Origin of the sequence: Achromobacter sp. Bel (genome assembly GCF_012928505.1) — a bacterium.
In the GTDB taxonomy this organism is placed as follows: Bacteria; Pseudomonadota; Gammaproteobacteria; order Burkholderiales; family Burkholderiaceae_B; genus Achromobacter.
Genome location: NZ_JABBJN010000002.1, coordinates 85,857 through 107,519, shown reverse-complemented (window position 1 = coordinate 107,519; position 21,663 = coordinate 85,857). Strand labels below are relative to the sequence as shown.

Here is a 21,663-nt window from a genome sequence, read left to right as displayed (position 1 = left end):
CTGCACTACGTTTTCGATCCTGCAATCTTAGAAGAAAAACCGGCGCCCGGATGCGTGGCGGAACTGCCACGCAAAAAGATTCAACCTTCAATGATCACGCTCCCGTCAGCCTAGGATTAACCCGTAAAACCCCTTTTTTTGTGCGCGTTGTTGCCGCGCAGCACCCTAGAATGGCACGGCTTTCAAGCCGCGCCACGACGGCACGGCCGTCTCTTTCGCAATGCCTATCGGGCACAACCCGTCTTCACCATTCGCAAAGAAGGACCACTCATGTACAAGAAAATCTCGCTGCTGGCTGGCAGCATCATTCTGGCGTTCAGCGCGGGCGCACAGGCACAAACAAAGTGGGACCTGCCCAGCGCCTACCCGGCCAGCAACTTCCACGTTGAAAACCTGACCACCTTCATCAAGGACGTGGACACGCTGTCGCAAGGCAAGCTGAAGATCCAGCTGCACAACAACGCGTCGCTGTACAAGGCCCCGGAAATCAAGCGCGCCGTGCAAGGCAACCAGGCGCAGATCGGCGAAATCCTGCTGACCAACTTCGCCAACGAAGACCCCATCTACGAACTGGACGGCCTGCCCTTCCTGGCCACCGGCTACGAGGCCTCGTTCAAGCTGTACCAGGCGCAGAAGCCGTTCCTGGAAAAGAAGCTGGCCTCCCAGGGCATGACCCTGCTGTACGCCGTGGCATGGCCGCCCCAGGGTATCTTCGCAAATCGCGACATCAAGCAGATCAGCGACATGAAGGGCCTGAAGTGGCGCGCCTACAGCCCGGTGACGGCCAAGATCGCCGAACTGGTCGGCGCGCAACCGGTCACGGTGCAGCAGGCTGAACTGGCGCAGGCGCTGGCCACGGGCGTGATCGATTCGTATATGTCGTCGGCGTCCACCGGCTACGACACCAAGACCTACGAATACATCAAGAAGTTCTACGACACGCAAGCGTGGCTGCCCAAGAACGCCATCATCGTGAACAAGAAGGCGTTCGAAGCGCTGGATCCGGCGACGCAGGACGCGTTGAAGAAGGCCGGTGCTCAGGCCGAGGAACGCGGCTGGAAGCTGTCGCAGGAAAAGAACAAGTGGTACCAGGAAGAGCTGGCCAAGAACGGCATGGAAACCATCAAGCCCACCGTGGAGTTGAAGGAAGGCCTGTCCGTGATCGGCAAGCGCATGCTGGATGACTGGCTGAAGAAGGCTGGCGCCGACGGCCAAGCCATGATCGACGCCTACAAGAAGCAGTGATATTTCCATGCGCCGCTTTCTAGATGGTCTTTACGGCGCGGCCGGCCTGTTGGCCGGCCTGTGCACGATCGGCGTGCTGGTGTCGGTGCTGGCGGCGATCATCGCCCGCCAGCTCAGCTTCAACATCCCGGGCACCGACGCCTACGCCGGCTACTTCATGGCGGCGGCCGGCTTCCTGGCGCTGGCCAGCACATTCAAGCACGGCGAGCACATCCGCGTGACGCTGATTTTGAATTCGCTGGCCCCCGCTTCCAGCCGCCGCCTGGACATTTTCGCGCTGGCTGCCGGTTGCCTGCTGGCCGCCGCCTTTGCGTTCTTCAGCGTCAAGCTGACCTACGACTCCTGGCAGTTCAACGACATCTCCACGTCTAACGACGCCACCCCGCTCTGGATCCCGCAGATCACCATGGCGGTGGGCACGATTCTGTTCCTGGTCGCCCTTCTTGACGAGCTGGTCCGCCGTTCACGCGGCCTGCCCGCCGCTTCTTCGCAGCAAACCCATGAATGAACTTCTTGTCATTACCCTATTGGTCGTCTCGATCTTCGTCCTGCTGGGTTGCGGGGTCTGGGTCGGCCTGACGCTGGCGGGCACGGCCTGGATCGGCATGGAGATCTTCTCCAGCCGCCCGGCGGGCGATGCCATGGCCGTCACCATCTGGGGCGCCTCGTCCAGCTGGACCTTGACTGCGCTGCCCCTGTTCCTGTGGATGGGGGAAATCCTGTTCCGCACCCGATTGTCCGAGGACCTGTTCAAGGGACTGGCCCCATGGTTGAACCGGCTGCCCGGCCGGCTGCTGCATACGAACGTGATCGGCTGCGCCATCTTCGCCGCCGTGTCGGGCTCGTCTGCCGCCACCTGCGCCACCGTCGGCAAGATGACCATTCCCGAGCTGACCCGCCGCGGCTACCCGGAAGACAAGATCCTGGGCACCCTGTCGGGCGCCGGCACACTGGGCCTGCTGATTCCGCCTTCGATCATCATGATCGTGTACGGTGTGGCGGCGGACGTCTCCATCGCCAAGCTGTTCATCGCCGGCATCTTTCCGGGCGCCCTGCTGGCCCTGCTGTTCATGGGCTATATCGCCTGGTGGGCGATCCGCAACCCCAGCCAGGTTCCCGCTGCCGATCCCGGCCTGACGTTCATGCAGAAGCTGTCGCGTTCGCGCCATCTGATCCCCGTGATGGTGCTGATCGGCGCGGTGCTGGGCTCCATCTACTCCGGCATCGCCACGGCCACGGAAGCGGCCGCGGTGGGCGTCGTGGGGGCCTTAATCCTGTCGGCGCTGCAAGGCTCGCTGACACGCGCCACGTTCAAGCAATCGCTGCTGGGCGCCACGCGCCTGTACTGCATGATTGCGCTGATCCTGGCGGGCGCGCAGTTCCTGACGCTTGCCATGGGCTACATCGGCCTGCCGCGCGCGCTGGCGGAATGGATCGGGAGCCTGGGCCTGTCGCAGTTCGGGCTGATCATGGCGCTGATGGTGTTCTTCGTCGTCCTGGGCTGCTTCCTGGACGGCATTTCGATCGTGGTGCTGACCATGGGCGTGCTGCTGCCGACCGTGCAGGCGGCCGGCATCGACCTGATCTGGTTCGGCATCTTCATCGTATTCGTGGTGGAAATGGCACAGATCACGCCGCCGGTGGGCTTCAACCTGTTCGTGCTTTCTGGCATGAGCGGACGCGAACTGCCCTACATCGCCCGCGCGTCGCTGCCGATGTTCTTCCTGATGATCCTCGCGGTGCTGTTGCTCTATGCCGTGCCCGGCATCGCGACGTGGCTGCCCCTGCACATGACGCTGTAGTTCGCCCCGGCCTCCAGAAACCCCGTTCTTTAAACGGGGTTTTTTTTGGGACAATCCCGCGATTGTTCCACGCGCCTCCTGTTTTCGAATTCTGTAAACCAGGGAAAACGCCGAAAAAAAATTGGCCCTACACAACCGGTAACTTTTTTAGAATCCCCAGGCGCTTACACGTTGCACCAATGTGGCGCACTCGTACCTTTCGGGCCAACGCTCCGGACCCGCGCTTACCCAAAGCGTCGGTGCCGCGGCCCGGCGTCAGACGATCCGCCCGGCGCAACACACCCGGCCACAAGCCTGGTGCAATCAAAAAACAGCTACACAGGAGGAGTCCTCAGTGAAACGCATCACCCTATCCCTCGCCCTCGCGGGCCTTGGCCTGGCCGCCGGCTCGGCTTCGGCTGAAACCAGCGTCACCCTGTACGGCATCGCCGACGTCAGCATCCGCTACCTGAACACCAGCGCCGGCAGCGTTGGCCAGGAAGGCAGCCGCGTCTCGATGGAGAACGGCGCCATTTCCAACAGCCGCTGGGGCCTGCGCGGCTCGGAAGACCTGGGCAACGGCAACCGTGCCTTCTTCCGCCTGGAAAACGGCTTCAACATGCAGAACGGCAACTCGGCCGCGTCCGGCAAGACTTTCGGCCGCCTGGCCTACGTGGGCCTTGACGGCGGCAACATCGGCCAACTGACCCTGGGTCTGCAAAATACGCCGATGCACGATCTGCTGGCCGACTACTTCGACCCGCTGACCATCGGCAACTACGACCAGAACGCCTGGATGCCCGCCGCCATGGGCCGCGTGCGCACCAACAACATGACCAAGTACGCCAACACGATTGGCGACCTGTCCGTGGCGCTGTCGTGGGCCAACGGCGAAAGCTGGGAAGACCACAAGGCCGGCCAACAGTACGGCGCCAGCTTGCGCTACATGGTCGGCAAGCTGGGCCTGGGCGCCGCCTATCAACAGACGTTCGACGGCACCGATTCCGATCTGCGCCAGCGCGTCTGGAACTTGAACGCGTCCTACCAGTTCGACAGCGCCAAGATCTTCGCCGGCTACTACAACGGCCGCGACGAGACGGGTTGGGTCAACGCCGTCATGGGGGGCACCACCACCGCCTCCGGGCTGGACCGCAAGGACAACGGCTATTTCGCCGGCGTGACCTGGCAAGCCACCCCGCGCTGGGCCATCACCGGCGCCGGCTACTACGACCAGAGCAAGAACGTGGTCACGGAAGGCGACAAGGGCAAGCGTTATGCGCTGGTTGCAGTGGCCGAATACTCGCTGTCCAAGCGTTCGCAAGTCTACGGCACCGTGGACTGGAACAAGGTCAGCGATGCCGCCAGCGGCGAAATCGCCGGCAAGAGCAATCAGGTCGGCGCGGCAGTGGGCTTTCGCCACATCTTCTAAAGCCTGAATGCCTTGCGGCCTGCCCCGGCCGCATGAAAAAGCCCATCGCTTGCGATGGGCTTTTCTACTTGACCAGAACCGGTACTGCGATCAAGCGCTTAAGCGCTACCGGCTGATCGCCGCCAAGGTCTGATCGGCGAGATCGCGGGCGGCGTCGGCGCCGGCCTAGAGAATCGCCATGCGGCTGTTGACCAGGTCCGTGACCAGCATGTGGCCCGGCGCATGAGTGATGCAGAATTCCGGGCGAACGGACGCCACGACAGATTGAGGGGTGACGCCGCAGGCCCAGAACACCGGCAGTTCGCCATCGCGGATTTCGACCGCGTCGCCGTAGTCGGGCCGATTGATGTCGGCGATGCCAATCAGGGCCGGGTCGCCGATGTGTACCGGCGCGCCATGCACCGACGGGAAACGCGATGTGACCTGGATGGCGCGGATCGCATCGGCGGCTTTCAAGGGGCGCATGGACACCACCAGCGGGCCGCCAAACACGCCGGCGGCATGCGTGGGCACATTGGTGCGGTACATGGGCACATTGCAGCCCTGTTCGATATGGCGCACAGGCAAGCCGTTATCCAGCATGGCTTCTTCGAACGAGAACGAGCACCCGATCAGGAACGACACCAGGTCATCCCGCCAGATGTCGCGGACATCGGTGGGTTCCGCTACCAGCTCGCCATGCTTCCAGACGCGGTAGCGCGGCACGTCGCTGCGGATATCGATGTCGCGACCCAACTCGGGCAGCGCGGGATCGCCCGGTTCCGACATCGCCAGCAAGGGGCACGGTTTGGGATTGCGCTGGCAGAAATGCAGGAAGTCCGCGGCCAGCGCGCGTGGCAGGATCGCCAGGTTGGCCTGCACGTGCCCCGGCGCAAGGTTTGCCGTAGGACCAGTCAGTTTCCCGCTGCGCGCATCCAGGCGCGCCTGCCGGGCCAATTCCACGCTACCGCGTACTGCAACATCCGATGCCATGCCTGCTTCCCTCTTCATTGATGATCCGTATGGGAGCATTGCACCGGAAGTGCGAGCGGACGTCTAATCACATGTTGCGATAGACCCCCATCAGAATTCCTTATCAGGGTTTTGCCGGAGGGCGCAGCGCCTCTTCTCGGGCGATCTGCTGGGCGGCTTCGGCCACGACGCGGGGAATCTGGCTGTCGGGCCCCTGCATCCAGCACGCGGTGTAATGCAGCGGTGGCAAGGCGGGCGCCTTCACTTCCAGGATGCGCAGGTCCCCCTGCGCCAGCTCGTTGTGCAGGATGACCGGCGCGATCACGGCCGGGCCGATGCCGTCCTGCGCCATGCGGACGATCACGCTCATCGCAGAACTGCCGTACATGCGGGGCGACTCCACGCCCGCCTGCAGCAGCAGCGCCCGCACCGCGCGATGCGGGGCGGTGGTCGCCGAATACGTGATGACCGGCCACTCGGCCAGCCGTTTCAGGCTGATAGGCTGCCGACCCACCTCCAGTTTGGGACTGGCGACCCAGCTCAAGGGATAGCTGCACAGGTACAGGTTTTCCACGCGCGGCTCTTCCATCGGCCCCAGCAGGAACGCCAGGTCGATCTGGCGCAATGCCAGCTGGGACTTCAGCATAGTGGTGGTATCCACCTGGATCTCGACCATCAATGCCGGATAGGCGTCGTGCAGGTACTCCATCAGCGTGGGCAGCCACGTGTGGACGATCGTCTCGGAAACGCCCAGCCTGAGCGTCCCGCTCATGATGCTCTTGGCGGCTGCGGCCTCCTGCATGTCGCGCCGCAGCTGCAGCATGCGTTCGGCGTGGGACAGCAATTCGCGTCCCTTGCCCGTCAGCTTGATGCCGCGCGCGTCGCGGTCGAACAGGCGAACACCCAGGTCCGACTCTAGTGAGGCGATGCGCTGCGAAATAGCGGGTTGCGTCGCGTTCAGCCTTTCAGCGGCAGCGCGGAACCCGCCCAGCGTGGCGACCCAGAAAAATGTCTCGATGTTGCGCAGATCGATCATGAAGCCGGCGTCCCGCGTGTGCCCACCGCGTGGGCAGGCTTCATCTTAGCCGCAGACGGGCGCGGGCGCGGCCATCCCGCGCCCACGCCCGCCCTTGGCACGAACAGCGCTTAGCGGCCGGCCAGCAGGTCCTCGACCGACAGGCCGATCGCCAGGATGCGGCGGTCGGCGCCGTTGCTGCCCGCGATCATCAAGCCCACCGGCGCCGTGCCTGCGGCATGGCACGGCAGCGACAAGGCGCAGCCATCCAGAAAGTTGATCAGCGTGGGGTTGCGCAGGATCAGGCCATTGGCCGCGTAGTAGGCCTCGTCGGAAGCCGCCAGGTCAGCCACCGCCGGCGCCACGATGGGCGTGGTCGGCATAATCAGGGCGTCGTAGCCGGCGATCCGGCGGTCCACGGCGGCCACCCAGGCCTCGCGCGCGTCCAGCAGATCCAGATAATCGGCGGCAGACATGTCCTGGCCGCGCATGATGCGCGACACCACGCGCGGGTCGTAGCGCTTGCCCGCACGGGCGATCAGATCGCGGTGCCAGGCCCAGGCTTCCGCGGCGGTGAAGCCGCCCTTGCTGTTGATGTTGCCCATTTCCGCGAATTCGGGGATGGCGATTTCGTCGACCAGCGCACCCGCACTCTTCAAGCGCGCCACGGTGGCGGCGAACGTGTCGGCCACGTGCTTTTCCATGGCGTCCAGCGCCAGCGTCGTCGGCACCGCCAGGCGCAGGCCGCGCAGCGGCAGCGCGTCCGGCACGGGGCCACCGTCGCCGGACAGGATGGCGTCCAGTTCCGCGCAGCAGCGCACGCTGGCGGCGATGGGGCCGATGGAATCCAGGTTGGCCGACAGCGGCAGCACGCCCGTCATCGACACGCGCCAGGCGCTGGGCTTGAAGCCGGTCAGGCCACACAGCGCGGCCGGAATGCGCACCGAGCCGCCCGTGTCCGACCCGATGCCGGCCACCGCCATGCCGTCCGCCACGGACACGGCGGCGCCCGACGACGAACCGCCGGGGATGCGGCCGGTCTTGCGGTCATACGGGTTCAGCGGCGTGCCGTAGTGCGGGTTGATGCCCAGGCCCGAATACGCAAATTCGGTCATGTTGGTGCGACCGATGATGACGGCGCCGGCCGCGATCAGGCGCTGGACGACTTCGGCGTTCTCATCGGCCGCGGGCTCGCCTTCGCGTGCCACCGAGCCGGCCATCGTGGTTTCACCTTCGATGTCGAACAAGTCCTTGATGCTGATGGGCAGGCCTTCCACCGCGGACCGGACGATGCCGGCCGCGCGCAGCGTGTCCGATGCGCGCGCCTGGGCCAGCGCCGATTCCGCGTACAGCCTGGTGAACACGCGGGCGCCCTCGCCCGCCTCGTCCCGGGCGCGGGCCAGGGCGGCTTCAGCCAGTTGCACGGCGCTGGTGCGGCCCTCGCTCAGGGCCAAAGTCAGTTCATTCAAGGTCGAAGCCATCATTGTCCTAGTGCCGTCTTGCGGCGTAAAAGTGCGAACAGGCGCAGCCTTTGCCGGGCACGCCTGACGATCAATGCCGTGCGAAACCGGAATCAGGCCACCACAGGCAGCGATTCGACATGATAACGGTGACTCAGCGTGCGCTGGCGGCGCGGATCGAAGAGTTCCATGGTGAAGTCCGCGGCGGCGCGGATGCCGCCGATGGCGCCCACCGTGCCGCAGGTCATGCCCGCGCCTTGCGGCAGCACCGCCGCGCCCCCGGTGTAGCCGGCGATCAGGTCCTGCGGCGTGCGCAGCGTGGACAGCGGACCTTCCTGGTACAGCACCTTTTCGCCGTTCTCGACGATATAGGAACGGATGACCAGTTCATCCCAGTAGTCGGCCACGTCGGCCAGGCGCCAAGCCGTGGTCGCCACAGGTTTCACGCAGACTTGCTTGGACATGGCCACGCTAACCGTCTCCAGCTTGCGGTCCGTGTGGTCGGACGCGATGCTGACGTACATTTCGCCGTCCACGGCGAACACGAAGGTCTCGACTTCACCCGAAGATTCTTCGCCCAGGGCCTGCACGCTTTCAGCCTGGGTCAGTTGATTATCAGCAATGCGGTAGTACAGCGGCACGCTGGTCGGGCGCGGCACGCCGATGGCGGCCAGTTCTTCGATGTGGTGCTCGATGGCGGCCATGTCGCGCCCGGCCCAGCCGGCCACGATCAGGGTATTGAAGTCCACTTCCACCTGGCGGGGATTGGCGTCGTCGATGTTGAATACGGCTTTCATATCAGTCCTGCGGAGTTAAAGGGTGGGAACGGGGCGGCCTTGGACAGGCCGCCGCCGGTACGGATAAGGGATCAGCCGAAGGCGCGCGGCAGCCACAGCGCCAGGTCGGGCCAGAACGCCAGCAGGGCCAGCATCATGAACATGGCGGCAACGAACGGCAGGCTGCCGACGATCACCGCGCTCATGGAGCCTGCCTTGCGCAGGCTTTGCACCACGAACAAGTTCAGACCGACGGGTGGCGTGATCAACGCTGCTTCGACCAGGATGATGATCACGATGCCCAGCCAGATCGGGTCATAGCCCAGGGCGATCATGATGGGCGCGACGATCGGGATCGTCGTGATCATCATGGACAGCGTTTCCATGAAGCAGCCCAGCACCAGGTAGAAGATCACCACGATCAACAGCATCCAGCCGGGCGACAGGCCCAGGCCGGTGATCGACTTGGTCAACGCGTCCGTCAGGCCGGTGGCCGACATGACGAAGTTCAGGAAGCTGGCCGCGATGACGATCAGCATGATCATCGCCGTGGACCGCATCGTGCCCTCCATCACTTCTCGCAGCATCGTCCAGCTCAGGCGGCGGAACCAGGCGGCCAGGATGAACGCGCCCAGCACGCCAAGCGCCGCGGCTTCCGTCGGCGTGGCCAGGCCCGCGTAGATGGAACCCACCACCAGGAAGAAGATGCCCATGGGCGGCGCCAGATGCACCAGGCTGGCCAAGCGCTGGCCCCAGGTCGCATGGATCTTCTTGCCGCCCCAGGACGGCTTGGCGACGCAGGCGACGACGACGGTCAGCATGAACAAGGCGGCCATCGCAAAGCCGGGAATGATGCCGGCCAGGTACAGCTTGGGCACCGACGAATTGGTCAGCACGCCGTAGATGACCAGGTTGATCGACGGCGGGATCAAGATACCCAGCGTGCCCCCGGCGGCCAGGCTGCCCAGGAACAGCGGCTCGTTGTAGCCGTACTTGCGGATCTGCGGGATGGCGACGGTGCCGACGGTGGCCGCAGTGGCCACGCTGGAGCCCGACGTGGCCGAGAACAAGGTCGATGCGCCGATGTTGGCGTGCATCAGGCCGCCCGGCAGCCACGACAGCCACAGGCTCATCGCGCTGTACATGCGTTCGGCAAAGCCGGCGCGCAGCAGCACTTCGCCCAGCATGATGAACAGCGGAATCGCCACCAGCAGGAACTCGTTGTTCGAGCTCCACGAGATTTCACCAATGGCGCGCGACAGCGGCAACATCGAGAACAGCGGGTCCAGGATCAGGCCCAACACGCCAAGCGCCGCGCCTACCGGAATGGACAGGCCGATCAGCACCAGCAACAACGTCAATGCGGTGGAAATCATGCTGCCTCTCCCTTGACCATGCGCTCGCCCGCGGCGGCTTCCTCTTCAGCTTCTTCCTGCGCCGAACGCACGCCGCAGATCTGCTTGACCAGTTCGATATCGCCCGTGACGAGCGCGGCCGACGCACGCGCCAGCATCAAGGCGACGGTGATGCACATCCACCCCAGGCCCAGCATCCACAGGCCCTGCGGGATCCACAGCGGCGTGGCCAGCGGCGTGTTCGCCGCGGACTTCTGCGCCCAGGAACTCTGCACGACCTCGAAGGCGTAGTACGTCAGGAACACCATGAAGACGGCCATCGCCACCATGGAAATCCAGTCCAGCACGGCCGACAGGCGCACCGGCAAATATTGGTAGAGCACATCGACGCGCACGTTGGCGCGCTGCAAAGTGGCGAACGCCAACGCCCAGGACGTACTGATGGCGAAGGCGTAGCTGGACAGTTCGTCAGCGCCTCCGGTGTTGAAGCCCAGGAATTTGCGGGCCAGCACGTCGAAGGAGATCAGCAGGACGCTGGCCACCGTCAATGCGCCGCCGGCCCAGACGGCCAGCCGAGAGAAACTCTCGGCGCGCCGCAACAGGCCGCCCAGCAGGCGGAAGTGTTCGGTTTGGGTCATGGATAGCACCTATACGGGCAAGCGCCCGGTATGACTTGCGGAAAAACACGCCGCCGCGCGATGCGGCGGCGCTGTCCAGCGCTTACTTGCTGGCGGTCAGGCCCAGCGTCTTGCCGATGGTGGCGTTGAAGTCCTTCACGCACTGCGCCGAGCAACGGGCGGCCCACTTGGGCAGCACGGCTTCTTGCGCAACCTTCTTGAGCAACGCACGGTCGGCGTCCGACGGTTGCACCAGTACCATCTTGCCCTTGACCGGGAACGGGCAGGCGGCAGCGCCCGTGTTGCAGTCATAGCCTTCCTGCGTCTGGCGAGCGGCGGCTTCCCAGATGTTGTCGACCAGCGTCTTCACGTTGGCTTGCAGGAACGTGCGAACGGCGGGGTCCAGCTTGTCCCAGGCCTTTTGGTTGACGGCATGGATCTGCTGGTTCCAGTTGATCGGCAGCGCGACCAGGTGGGTGGACACTTCGTACCACTTGGCCGAGTAGCCGGACAGCGAACCGGTGATAGCGCAATCGACCACCTTGTTCTGCAACGCTGGCACCACTTCACCGAAGGCCATCGTCACGCTGGAACCGCCCAGCGCTTCAACGAATTCGGCGGTCGTGCGGCTGCTGGTGCGGACCTTCTTGCCCTTGATATCGGCCAGGCTCTTGATCTCGGCATTGCAGAACAGCACTTGCGCGGGATAGGTCGAGATGCCCAGCAGCTTGACGTTGTTGCCTTCGCCGTAGAGCTTGGCGTAGATGGGTTCGAACGCGTCGGTCACGGCGCGCGCGGTCTTGACATCGGGCGCCAGGCCGGCCAGGTCGATGGCTTCGTTGATCGGGTTGTCGCTGGCGAAGTACGACAGCGTGGCGGTGCCGAATTCGATCACCCCCTGCGACATCAGACGCAGCAACTCGGGCCCCTTCAGGCCCATTTCGTTGAAGCCCTTGATTTCAGCGGTGACCTGGCCCTTGGACAGCTCGGGAATGGTCTTCGTCCAGAACGGCTTTTCGTAGTCGTTATAGGCGGTCAGGTTGGACAGGCCTCCCACGACCTTCAACTGGGTTTTGGGCAGGTCCTGCGCGTGGACGGCGCCGGCGAGCATGCTGGCGGCGACGGCGGCGAAAACAAGAGACTTCTTCATGGACAAAACTCCTGGCTGGCGGGATGGTCTGTCGCGCGCGGGATCCCGTTACCCTTGTCGCGCGCGGTTAGGTTCAAGTAATCAGGCGCGAAGATCGCGTGCGAGTTGCTTTTCCCCCGCACTGTGTATCCAGGCGTTGCATTTTTTGCTGTTTCGCCATTGCATCGTCCGGGCCGGCAAGCGTCCAATCGTATGTTGCGATGTGGGGGTATAAATATTTCTTGGGTCTCGCCGCGCTGCGTGCGCGGGATTCTCGCGGATGACGGCCTGGCGCGGCTTTGGGGGCGATGGCGCGGATCGGATGCTACCGGGACCACCCCTGCCGGCGACACGCCGCCCAGGGGTCTCTGGGGGAAAACACCTAGGCCGGAATTCCGTTTCCGGCCTGCGCCGCGACCTTTTGCGCCATCTGCGCAATCACCCTGACGGCATGGCTGTCGGGCCCCTGCACCCAGCTGGCCGTGAAGCTCAGTTCCGGCAGCGGGTCGGCCTCGACGCGCAGGATGCGCAATTCGCCGCGCGCGAGCTCCTTGCCCAGGAACACCGGCGCGATCACGCTGGTGCCGATGGCATCCTGCGTCATGCGCACCACCATCGACATCGACGCGCTGCCATACATGCGGGGAGCCGACACGCCTGCGCGCGTCAGCATGTCCCGCACGAAGCGGTACGGCGCGCTGTTGGACGGGTAGGTGATGATGGGCAGCTTGCCGATGCGCTCCAAGGTCAGCGGCTCGGGCCCCAGATCCAGCGTGGGGCTGGCCACCCAGGCCAAGGGATACGTGCACAGCGGCAGATTCTCCACCCGGGCCTCCAGCACCGGCCCCATCAGGAAGGCCAGGTCGATCTGGCGCGACATCAGGTGCGAGCGCAGCACGTGGGTGGTGTCCACTTCAATCTCCAGCACCAGCGCCGGATACGTCGTGTGGATCAGTTCTATCAACGTGGGCAGCCAGGTCTGCACGATGGTCTCGGCCACGCCGATACGCACCGTGCCGGTCATGACGTTCTGTTCACGTGCGGCTTCGAACATGTCGCGCCGCACCTGCAGCATGCGCTCGGCATGCGAGAGCAGTTCATGGCCCTTGGCGGTGAGCTTGACGCCGCGCGCGTCGCGCTCGAAGAGCCGCACACCCAGATCGGCCTCAAGCGAGGCAATGCGCTGCGACACCGCAGGCTGCGTGGTGTTGAGTTTTTCCGACGCGGCGCGAAAGCTGCCCAGCGTGGCGACCCAAAAAAAAGTTTCGACGTTGCGTAGTTCTATCATTGGCCTTTTCCCCCGGCGCGATGAGCGTATCATGGCAGCCGCCCGTTCCCCCACTAGGAGCCTGTCCATGTCCCCGGCCGATCCCGGTCGCCCGCAACAAGCCGCCGCGCCCGCCTCCCGCGGCCCGCTCGTCGGGATCCTGTTACTGGTGCTATCGATGTGGACGCTGTCCTGTCTGGATGCAAGCGGCAAATGGGTCATGAACGCGGGCGTGCCGCTGCTGGTGCTGTCCTGGTTCCGGTATGTCGTCCACCTGGTGCTGGTGCTTGCCCTGGTTTTGCCCACCCGCGGCGTGGGCGTGCTGCGCAGCAAGCGCCCGCGTGAACAGCTGATCCGCGGCGGTTCGATGTTCCTGGCCACGCTGATGTTCTTCACGACGCTCAGCTACATTCCCCAGGCCGAGGCCACGGCCATCAACTTCCTGGCGCCCTTGCTGGTGCTGTCGTTGGCGCCCTGGATCCTGAAAGAACCCGCCCGCCTGTCGCGTTTCGTCGCGGCGGGCATCGCCTTCATTGGCGTGATCATCGTCATCCGTCCGGGCGGCGGGCTACACCCGATAGGCACTGTCTTCGGCCTGCTGACGGCCTGTTGCTTCGCGGCCCAGTTCATCGCCACGCGGCGGGTCGCGGGCGACGATCCGTTCACGTCCTTGATCTGGAGCGGCGCGGTGGGCACGGCCTGCCTGACACTGTCCCTGCCCTTCGTGCTGCCGGCCGCCCTGCCCGTGCTGCAATCGCTGTCGGCCTTCGACTGGTTCCTGCTGATCTCGACCGGCGTCACCGGCGGCGTGGGCCACCTGTTCCAGATTGCCGCCTACCGGCGCGCGCCGGCTTCAACGCTGGCCCCGTTCATCTATCTGCAGATCATCAGCGCCACGTCCGTAGGCTGGCTGGTCTGGGGCCATTTCCCAGATCCCCTGACCTGGTTGGGCATCGCGATCATCTGCGCCAGTGGCATCGGCATCGGCCTGGTCGAATGGCGCCGGGGCCCCGCCCGCGGCGGCGCCCCGGCAGGGGCCGCCTCCGCCAAAACCGGCGCACGCTGACCGGCGACGACGCGGCCTACGCCTGCCCGCCAGCGCGCCGGGGCGCGGTCCCGTACAATGCTGGTCGCTTTTTGCGCTTTCGCGCACCGGTCGCGCCGGCATCCGGCATTCCCCCCGCATTTCGCACTTCCCCGAACGAGGTCTTCATGATCATCAAGCCCCGCGTGCGCGGTTTCATCTGCGTCACCACCCACCCCGTCGGCTGCGAGGCCAACGTGAAGAACCAGATCGACTACGTCAAGGCCCAAGGCCCCATCGCCGGCGGCCCGAAACGCGTGCTGGTGCTGGGCGCCTCGACCGGCTATGGCCTGGCTGCCCGCATCAGCGCGGCGTTCGGCTGTGGCGCGCAAACGCTGGGCGTGTTCTTCGAACGCCCTGCCGACGCCGCCAAGGCGGGCACGCCCGGCTGGTACAACTCGGCGGCGTTCCACAAGGCCGCAGAAGCCGAAGGCCTCTACGCCAAGAGCATCAACGGTGACGCGTTCTCGGACGAGATCAAGCAAAAGACCATCGCCGCCATCAAGGCAGACCTGGGCCAGGTCGATCAGGTGATCTATAGCTTGGCCGCGCCGCGCCGCACGCACCCCAGGACCGGCCAGGTGTTCAATTCGACACTCAAGCCGATCGGCCAGGCCGTGAACCTGCGCGGCCTGGATACCGACCGCGAGATCGTCAAGGAATCGGTGCTTGAACCGGCCACGCAGGCCGAGATCGACGCCACGATCGCCGTGATGGGCGGTGAAGACTGGCAGATGTGGATAGACGCGCTGCTGGAAGCCGGCGTGCTGGCGGAAGGCGCTACCACGACTGCCTTCACGTATCTGGGCGAAAAGATCACGCACGACATTTATTGGAACGGCTCGATCGGCGCCGCCAAAAAGGACCTGGACCAGAAGGTGCTGGACATCCGCGCCAAGTTGGCCGCGCGGGGCGGCGATGCGCGAGTATCGGTACTGAAGGCCGTGGTCACGCAGGCCAGCTCGGCGATTCCGATGATGCCGCTGTACCTGTCGCTGCTGTTCAAGATCATGAAGGAAGCCGGCACGCACGAAGGCTGCATCGAACAGGTCTACGGCCTGTACAAAGACAGCCTGTGCAGCACCACGCCGATCCTTGACGCCGACGGCCGCTTGCGCACCGACTACAAGGAACTGGACCCGCATGTGCAGGCGCAGGTGCAGGCCCTGTGGAGCCAGGTCACCAGCGACAACATCTACGCCTTGACCGATTTCGCCGGCTACAAGCAAGACTTCCTGCGCCTGTTCGGTTTCGAAATCGACGGCGTGGACTACGAAGCGGATGTGGATCCGGCCGTGGAAATCCGCGGCCTGATCTGATCGGCCTAGAGGTATTCGAGCGTCACGATGCGGTATTGCCGGTCCGGACCGCCCTTGCGGTCCGCCACCGGCGGCAACGCCTTCACGCTGACCCTGACAATGTTGGCCGCGGGGATGGGCTTACGGCCCATCGATCCCTCGCAGCTGACCCGCGGCGCAAGCGCCCCAGCGGAACGCCCTTCCATCTGGACCCGGCACCCTGCCGACTCCACGATAGCGCCGGAAAATCGAATCGCGCCATCATAGGCGCTGGCCACCGCAGGAGCCAGCAACGAGACAAAAGACAACGCAAGCAGTGAATTGCGAACGGTCATGACGCCTCCCAAGGCGTTGGCAGATCCAGAAGGCGAGCTTGCCCTCCGATCTCATAACGGCGTCGTCTTGCAGAACCTTAAATCCACCCGCTTATCGCCAAAGCGATTGGCGGCACGGTGCCATTGATACAACGCCGACTACTTCTTTGTCGCGGTTGTCAATGAGACTACTCGCATTTTTTTACGGAATCAATCCTGTCTGCGCGTGAGCCGGCGCAGGGGATCGGGTCTTCATCCCGTGAACAGTTCCAGCAACCTGTCCAGCCCACCGTCGTCGATCGCCACGTTCACTTCGCGCCGCACTGCCGGCTTGGCGTGGTAGCCCACCGACAAGCCCGCCGCGCGCATCATCGGCAGATCATTCGCGCCATCGCCCACCGCTATCGCGCGCTCCGGCCCGACGCCTGATGACGCGCATACTTCCACCAGCTTCCGGCGCTTTTCCTCGCCGTCGCAGATATCGCCCCAGGCCTGCGGGAGCAAGCGCCCCGTCAAACGGCCGTCGATCACTTCCAGCACATTGGCGCGCACATCGTCCAACCCCAGACGCACGCGCAGGCGATCCGTAAAGCACGTGAATCCGCCGGTCACCAGCAAACACGTCAGGCCGGCGGCCTTGCATGCCGCGATCAGCGTTTCGGCGCCAGGGTTGATCTTCACGCGTTGGTCGTAAACCGTGTCCAGCATGGATTCGGGCATGCCGGCCAGCAGGGCCACGCGATCGCGCAGGCTTTGCTTATAGTCAACGATGTCGCCGCGCATCGCGGCCTCGGTCAGCGCCGCGACTTCGGCTTTCTTACCCATCAGATCGGCCATTTCATCCAGCGTCTCAATCGAGATAAGTGTGGAATCCATATCGAACGCGATGACGCGATAGTCGGAAAGCGTCAGCGGAGGCGCGATGCCGCGCCATTGCAGGCCGGCGGCCGTCGAGAAAGGGAGCATTGGAGTCCTTGGTTATCCAAGATGGGGCAAGCCGGGCGGTTGCGCGCACAGCCAGGCAATGAACAGTTGCGCCGGCACCGCTGCGGGACCGTCCTGCCGGTACAGCGCATGGATCCCGGCATTGGGCAGATGGGGTTGTGCGAACAAGGGCCGCAAACGGTCGGCGCGGATGTCGTCTTCCAGCAGGCTCCACGGCGCCAGGGCGATGCCCAGGTCGTTCATGGCGGCCTGCATGCACAGGAACTGGTGATCGAATACGGGGCCGGGCAATTGCGCGGGCACGTCCACTTTGGCCAACGCGAACCAGCGCGGCCAGTGGTCCATGCCGCCCGATATCTTCAAGAGCGGATGGCCCAGGCAGTCCGCCGGCGCGGCCAGCCGGTTGCGCTCGATGAAGCGCGGCGACGCCACCGGCAGGTGGAAGTCATCCAGGCAGTGCACGCAGGCCAGGTCCGACTGCGCCATGAAACCGTGCCGGATCAGCACGTCGGCGCCGGGATCGCCGCCGCGGTCCAGGAACGGGCGGGCCTGCGTGCTGAGCTGCACGTCGATTCCCGGATGCTGCACCTGAAACGTCGACAGGCGCGGGATCAGCCATTTCATCGTCAGCGACGGGGTTGCGCAGACGCGCAGCACGCCGCCATGGGCGGGCGATTTCAATTTGGCGGTCGCCGCGGCAATGCGTTCCAGGCTGGCCTGCACTTCGGGAAAATAAGCCTGGGCGCACGGCAACAGCGCGACGCCGCGCGCTTCGCGGGCAAACAGCGGCTGGCCCACATACTCTTCAAGAATGCGGATCTGCTGGCTGACCGCGCTGTGCGTGATGCTGAGTTCGTCGGCGGCGGCGGTGAAACTGCGCAGCCGCGCCGCGGCTTCGAACACGCGCAAGGCCTTCAACGGCGGCAGGCTCTGCCCCGCCATGTCAGCGGACGCCCGCCCGGCCGCCGGCCAGGCGCAAGACTGTGCTGCTCTTTCCCACGTTTACCCTTGTTGTTTATTTATCGGCGGCGCGGCTTTCGCCGGCGCCCGCCCTGTTCAGCGGCATTCTAGGGGATAGCGGCGGCGCCGACCTCTTAGAAAATCTAACGCCATGCCTTAAAAAACACTGCTGGTCGCCACGGGGACGCATTCCTATGATGCCGGGAACCCAAGCAGGAACCAAACATGGCATCGATCACGGTAGACGGCATCGTCAAGACTTTCGGCGGGCAGCAAGTGCTGCGCAATCTGTCGCTGCACATTCCCGACGGCGCGTTCTACACGCTGCTGGGGCCCAGCGGCTGCGGCAAGACCACTTTGCTGCGCTGCATTGCGGGCTTTTACGCGCCCGACGGCGGACGTTTGTTGTTCGACCAGGACGACGTGACCCACGTCTCCGCGCACCGCCGCGACATCGGCATGGTGTTCCAGGACTATGCCCTGTTCCCCGACAAGACGGCGTTCGACAATGTGGCCTATGGCCTGCGCGCCCGCGGCGTGGCACGCGCCGAAACCACTCGGCGCGCCAATGAAGCGCTGGATAAAGTGGGATTGCTGGCCTTGGCCGACCGCTACCCCGCCCAGATGAGCGGCGGGCAACGCCAGCGCGTGGCCCTGGCGCGCGCGCTGGTGATCCGGCCGCGCGTGCTGTTGATGGACGAGCCGCTGTCCAACCTGGATGCCAAGATGCGGCTGCAAATGCGCGACGTCATCCTGGACCTGGTGCGCGAAGCGGGCATCACCACCGTCTTCGTCACGCACGACCAGGAAGAAGCGCTGGCCATGTCCGACCGCATCGCCATCATGGACCACGGCAACATCGCACAGCTGGGCACGCCTGAAGAACTCTACGGCACGCCGGTCAACGCCTATGTGGCGGATTTCATCGGATCAGCCAACGTGATCCCCGTCCCCGCACAAACGGGCCTTGCCGGCGCGCCCGACGGCCATGTCCGCTACGAGCTCTGCGGCTTGGGATTCGATGGCGTGCGCGGCAGCGCCCGGCTGGACGCCAGCGGCGTGCTGATCGCGCGGCCAGAGGAACTGGCGCTGATGGCCCCCGCCCCCTACGTGCCGAACACGCTGCCTGGCAAGGTGCTGCGTCGCCAGTACCTGGGCTTCAAGACCGCCTATCGCATCGCCTTGGACAACGGGTCCGAGATTCGGGTCGAATTGCACGCGGGCAACATGGTCGCGCAGTTCCAGCCCGGCGAAGCCGTGCAGGTGCTGATCCCCGCCGACAGCCGCGTCGTCAACGCCTGAGGACGCGCACGCCATGAAAATCAAATGGTGGCCCTGGGGCATCCTGACCGCGATCAGCCTGGTCTTGCTGCTGTTCTTCGTGCTGTACCCGCTGGGCGTGCTGTTCGGCAACAGCGTCACCGGGCAGGACGGCGGCTTTTCGCTTGAGGGCTTCAAGGCCCTGCTGGCGGATTCGCAATACCTGGAGGCCTTCGGCAACACGCTGATCCTGGGCCTGGCGGTCACGACCTGCACAGTGCTGGTGGGCGTGCCGTTTGCCTACATGGTGGCGCGCTACGACTTCCCGCTGAAGAACCTGGTGGCGATCCTGCCCGTGCTGACCATCGTGATCCCCGAGATCATCGTGGGCCAGTCCTGGCTGCTGATCCTGGGCAACAACGGCCTGTTGACGAACCTGCTGGGCGACGCGGGCATTTCGCTGCCCTCTTTCTACGGCTGGACGGGCATGGTGTTTTCCATGACGCTGGTCTATTACACATACATCTATCTGGGCGTGCTGGCCGCGTTGCGCGGCTTCGACGGGCAGTTGGAGGAAGCCGGCCTGAGCCTGGGCACCCCGCCTTTCCTGACCAAGCTGCGAGTGCTCGTGCCCGTGCTGCTGCCCGCGGTGCTGGTCAACGCGCTGGTGGTCTTCACGCTGGTGGTGGGCAACTTCGCGTTGGCGATGCTGCTGGGCAGCCGCGTGCCGTTGCTATCGGTAATGACGTACAACACCTTCGTCAGCGAAATGGGCGGCAGCCCCACGCTGCAAAGCGCGATGTCGGTGGTGTCGATCGCGATCGTCGCGATTGTTCTGTTCTTCCAGAAACGCGTGGTCGAACGCAAGGTGTACACCATGACCCAGGGCCGCGCGCCGGCCGCCGTACGGGTGCGCTCCTGGACCGCTGCGCTATACACCGGCGGCGTCGGCTTTGTGATCCTGTTGTCCATGCTGCCGCTCATCATCGTGTTCGTGGCGGCCTTCACCAAGACCAGCGGGCCGGTCATGCAGTGGGGCCAATGGTCGCTGGCCAGCATGCAGCGCGCGGTGCACGGCGCGCCGGAACCGATCCTGAATTCATTGAAATTCGCTTCGCTGGCGACGGTGCTGGGCGTGGCCTTTGCCGTGCTGGTCAGCTACCTGACGATCAAAAAGCGCAGCGCCTTCACGCAAGTGCTGGACTACATTGTGGTGCTGCCGCTGACGATTTCCGGAACCGTGCTGGGCATTGCGCTGGTGCAGACCTTCAATACCGGCTGGCTGGTGCTGGCGGGCACCTCCGGCATCATGGTGCTGTGCTACACGGTGCGCCGCCTGCCGTTCGCCGTGCGCAACGCCTCGTCGGTGCTGTTCAACATCCCCGACTCGATCGAAGAAGCCTCGATCAGCCTGGGCGTGTCCCCGCTGATGACGTTCTTCAAAGTGATCCTGCCCGCCATGAAAGCGTCGATCATCTCGGCGGCCATCCTGATGTGGCTGACAACGATCTCCGAGCTGTCGGCCTCCATCGTGGCCTACAGCGGTGGCCTGGAAACCATGCCGATCGCCATCTTCCGCCAGGTCGACGGCGGCAGGCTGGGCATGGCGTCCGCCTACGGCGCCGCGCTGGTCACGGTGATCGTGCTGCCCATCATCGTGTCGGTCAAAGCATTCCGCATCAAGCTGTTCTCCGGCAAATAACCCCCTCGATCCAAAGGCACCCCATGCAACGCAAGCACCTGATACTCACCAGTGTCCTGACCGCCGCCCTGGCGACGGGCGCCGCGCACGCCCAGAACGTCGTGCTGTATTCGTCCAACAACACGGAAACCATCGAGACCGCGCTGGAAGCGGTGAAGAAGACCAGCCCCAAGCTGAACGTGCAGCCCGTCACCGGCGGCACGGGCACGATGATGAAGCGCATTGAGGCCGAGTCGCAGAATCCGCGCGGCGACTTGTTCTGGAGCGGCGGTTTCGGCACCCTGGGTGCCTACCGCCAGCACCTGCAGCCATACCGCCCCGCCGACCTGGACAAGATCCCGGCCGAATTCCGCGGGCCGGACGACCTGTGGGTGGGCACGAACGTGCATATCATGGTGATGATGGTCAACGAGCGCCAGTTGAAGGGCCTGCCGGCGCCGGCCACCTGGTCGGACCTGATGCAGCCGCAATGGAAGAACAAGTTCGCCATTACGGACCCGTCCAAGAGCGGCACGGCCTACATGCTGGTGTACGGCCTGTACAAGCAGTTTGGCCAGGCCGGCCTGGACAAGATCGCTGCCAACGCGGTCGTGACGGCCTCGTCAGGCACCACCTACAAGGGCGTGGCAGCAGGCGAATACGCCGTGGGCATGACGCTGGAGTACGCCGCGCAGGAATACGTGGCTGGCGGCCAGAAAGAGATCAAGCTCGTCTACCCCAGCGAAGGCAGCTACCTGGCGCCTGAAGGCATGTTCATCATCAAGGGCGCGAAGAACCTGGATGCGGCAAAGGCGCTGTACGACGGCCTGCTGAGCAAGGCGTCGCAGGAAGCGCAACTGGTGAAGAACTTCCGCCGCCCGACCCGCACCGACGTGGCGGTGGCCAGCCTGACCACCCTGCCCGACCTGTCCACGGTCAAGATCTTTCCGGTCAGCCAGGAAGCCGCCGCCACCGAGTATGAATCGGTCGTCGCGGCGTGGAACCAGGCGGTCGCGAAAGCGAAGTAAACCCCGGGTAAGACCGGCCGGGCCAGGCCGAACGGCAAACCGTCAAGCAGGCCCGCGCCGCCGGGGCG

General features: G+C 64.7%; 20 protein-coding genes. 9 read left to right on the top strand and 11 right to left on the bottom strand.

Going from position 1 to position 21,663, the window contains the following annotated elements:
• Positions 1–270: 270 nt before the first annotated feature.
• The 4 genes from HG262_RS01880 (at position 271) to HG262_RS01865 (ending at position 4,455) form a co-directional block, all read left to right on the top strand.
• The gene (locus HG262_RS01880; RefSeq protein WP_169269419.1) at positions 271–1,245 is read left to right on the top strand and encodes a TRAP transporter substrate-binding protein; all 975 of its coding nucleotides are present in this window, start codon (positions 271–273) and stop codon (positions 1,243–1,245) included.
• A gap of 7 nt (positions 1,246–1,252) precedes the next feature.
• Positions 1,253–1,753, top strand: coding sequence for a TRAP transporter small permease (locus HG262_RS01875; RefSeq protein ID WP_169269418.1), 501 nt, complete (start codon positions 1,253–1,255; stop codon positions 1,751–1,753).
• Positions 1,746–3,047 carry a TRAP transporter large permease subunit gene (locus HG262_RS01870; protein WP_169269417.1) on the top strand — a complete coding sequence of 434 codons (1,302 nt, stop codon included), beginning with the start codon at positions 1,746–1,748 and terminating at the stop codon, positions 3,045–3,047. Before HG262_RS01875 ends, HG262_RS01870 begins: the two co-directional genes overlap by 8 nt.
• Positions 3,048–3,381: 334 nt before the next feature.
• A complete protein-coding gene (locus tag HG262_RS01865; RefSeq protein ID WP_169269416.1) occupies positions 3,382–4,455 on the top strand; it encodes a porin in 1,074 nt (357 codons plus the stop codon).
• A gap of 165 nt (positions 4,456–4,620) precedes the next feature.
• On the opposite strand, the gene HG262_RS01860 is transcribed toward HG262_RS01865, so the two are convergent.
• The 8 genes from HG262_RS01860 to HG262_RS01825 form a co-directional block, all read right to left on the bottom strand.
• Positions 4,621–5,427, bottom strand: a complete 807-nt coding sequence (locus tag HG262_RS01860) for a putative hydro-lyase (protein ID WP_169269415.1) — start codon at positions 5,425–5,427, stop codon at positions 4,621–4,623.
• A 103-nt stretch (positions 5,428–5,530) separates the two neighbouring features.
• Positions 5,531–6,442, bottom strand: a complete 912-nt coding sequence (locus HG262_RS01855; protein ID WP_169269414.1) for a LysR family transcriptional regulator — start codon at positions 6,440–6,442, stop codon at positions 5,531–5,533.
• Between the two features lie 110 nt (positions 6,443–6,552).
• The gene (locus HG262_RS01850; protein WP_169269557.1) at positions 6,553–7,902 is read right to left on the bottom strand and encodes an amidase; all 1,350 of its coding nucleotides are present in this window, start codon (positions 7,900–7,902) and stop codon (positions 6,553–6,555) included.
• A 92-nt stretch (positions 7,903–7,994) separates the two neighbouring features.
• Positions 7,995–8,678, bottom strand: coding sequence for a DUF2848 domain-containing protein (locus tag HG262_RS01845; protein ID WP_169269413.1), 684 nt, complete (start codon positions 8,676–8,678; stop codon positions 7,995–7,997).
• Positions 8,679–8,749: 71 nt separating this feature from the next.
• A complete protein-coding gene (locus tag HG262_RS01840) occupies positions 8,750–10,033 on the bottom strand; it encodes a TRAP transporter large permease (protein ID WP_169269412.1) in 1,284 nt (427 codons plus the stop codon).
• Positions 10,030–10,650 (bottom strand): TRAP transporter small permease, encoded by a 621-nt coding sequence (locus HG262_RS01835; protein WP_006219698.1) that lies wholly within the window; start codon positions 10,648–10,650, stop codon positions 10,030–10,032. Before HG262_RS01835 ends, HG262_RS01840 begins: the two co-directional genes overlap by 4 nt.
• 82 nt (positions 10,651–10,732) lie before the next feature.
• Complete coding sequence (locus tag HG262_RS01830; protein WP_169269411.1) at positions 10,733–11,779, bottom strand: TRAP transporter substrate-binding protein; 1,047 nt, start codon at positions 11,777–11,779, stop codon at positions 10,733–10,735.
• Positions 11,780–12,140: 361 nt separating this feature from the next.
• Positions 12,141–13,046: a LysR family transcriptional regulator gene (locus HG262_RS01825; protein WP_169269410.1), complete on the bottom strand. Its 906-nt coding sequence runs from the start codon at positions 13,044–13,046 to the stop codon at positions 12,141–12,143.
• 67 nt (positions 13,047–13,113) lie between these two features.
• On the opposite strand from HG262_RS01825, the gene HG262_RS01820 reads away from it, so the two are divergent.
• Both HG262_RS01820 and fabV read left to right on the top strand, forming a co-directional pair.
• A complete protein-coding gene (locus HG262_RS01820) occupies positions 13,114–14,091 on the top strand; it encodes a DMT family transporter (RefSeq protein WP_169269409.1) in 978 nt (325 codons plus the stop codon).
• A 146-nt stretch (positions 14,092–14,237) separates the two neighbouring features.
• Positions 14,238–15,428 carry an enoyl-ACP reductase FabV gene (gene fabV, locus HG262_RS01815; protein ID WP_169269408.1) on the top strand — a complete coding sequence of 397 codons (1,191 nt, stop codon included), beginning with the start codon at positions 14,238–14,240 and terminating at the stop codon, positions 15,426–15,428.
• A gap of 5 nt (positions 15,429–15,433) precedes the next feature.
• Here the strand turns inward: fabV and HG262_RS01810 are convergent, their stop codons facing one another.
• From HG262_RS01810 to HG262_RS01800, 3 genes are all read right to left on the bottom strand, one after another.
• A complete protein-coding gene (locus HG262_RS01810) occupies positions 15,434–15,742 on the bottom strand; it encodes a hypothetical protein (RefSeq protein WP_169269407.1) in 309 nt (102 codons plus the stop codon).
• Positions 15,743–15,973: 231 nt separating this feature from the next.
• Positions 15,974–16,687, bottom strand: a complete 714-nt coding sequence (serB, locus tag HG262_RS01805) for a phosphoserine phosphatase SerB (protein WP_169269406.1) — start codon at positions 16,685–16,687, stop codon at positions 15,974–15,976.
• Between the two features lie 12 nt (positions 16,688–16,699).
• Positions 16,700–17,608, bottom strand: coding sequence for a LysR substrate-binding domain-containing protein (locus HG262_RS01800; RefSeq protein ID WP_169269405.1), 909 nt, complete (start codon positions 17,606–17,608; stop codon positions 16,700–16,702).
• A gap of 243 nt (positions 17,609–17,851) precedes the next feature.
• On the opposite strand from HG262_RS01800, the gene HG262_RS01795 reads away from it, so the two are divergent.
• The 3 genes from HG262_RS01795 to HG262_RS01785 are packed head-to-tail and all read left to right on the top strand — an operon-like array spanning position 17,852 to position 21,595.
• Complete coding sequence (locus HG262_RS01795; protein WP_169269404.1) at positions 17,852–18,928, top strand: ABC transporter ATP-binding protein; 1,077 nt, start codon at positions 17,852–17,854, stop codon at positions 18,926–18,928.
• 13 nt (positions 18,929–18,941) lie between these two features.
• Positions 18,942–20,588 carry an iron ABC transporter permease gene (locus tag HG262_RS01790; protein WP_006222271.1) on the top strand — a complete coding sequence of 549 codons (1,647 nt, stop codon included), beginning with the start codon at positions 18,942–18,944 and terminating at the stop codon, positions 20,586–20,588.
• A 23-nt stretch (positions 20,589–20,611) separates the two neighbouring features.
• The gene (locus tag HG262_RS01785; protein ID WP_169269403.1) at positions 20,612–21,595 is read left to right on the top strand and encodes an ABC transporter substrate-binding protein; all 984 of its coding nucleotides are present in this window, start codon (positions 20,612–20,614) and stop codon (positions 21,593–21,595) included.
• Positions 21,596–21,663: the final 68 nt, after the last annotated feature.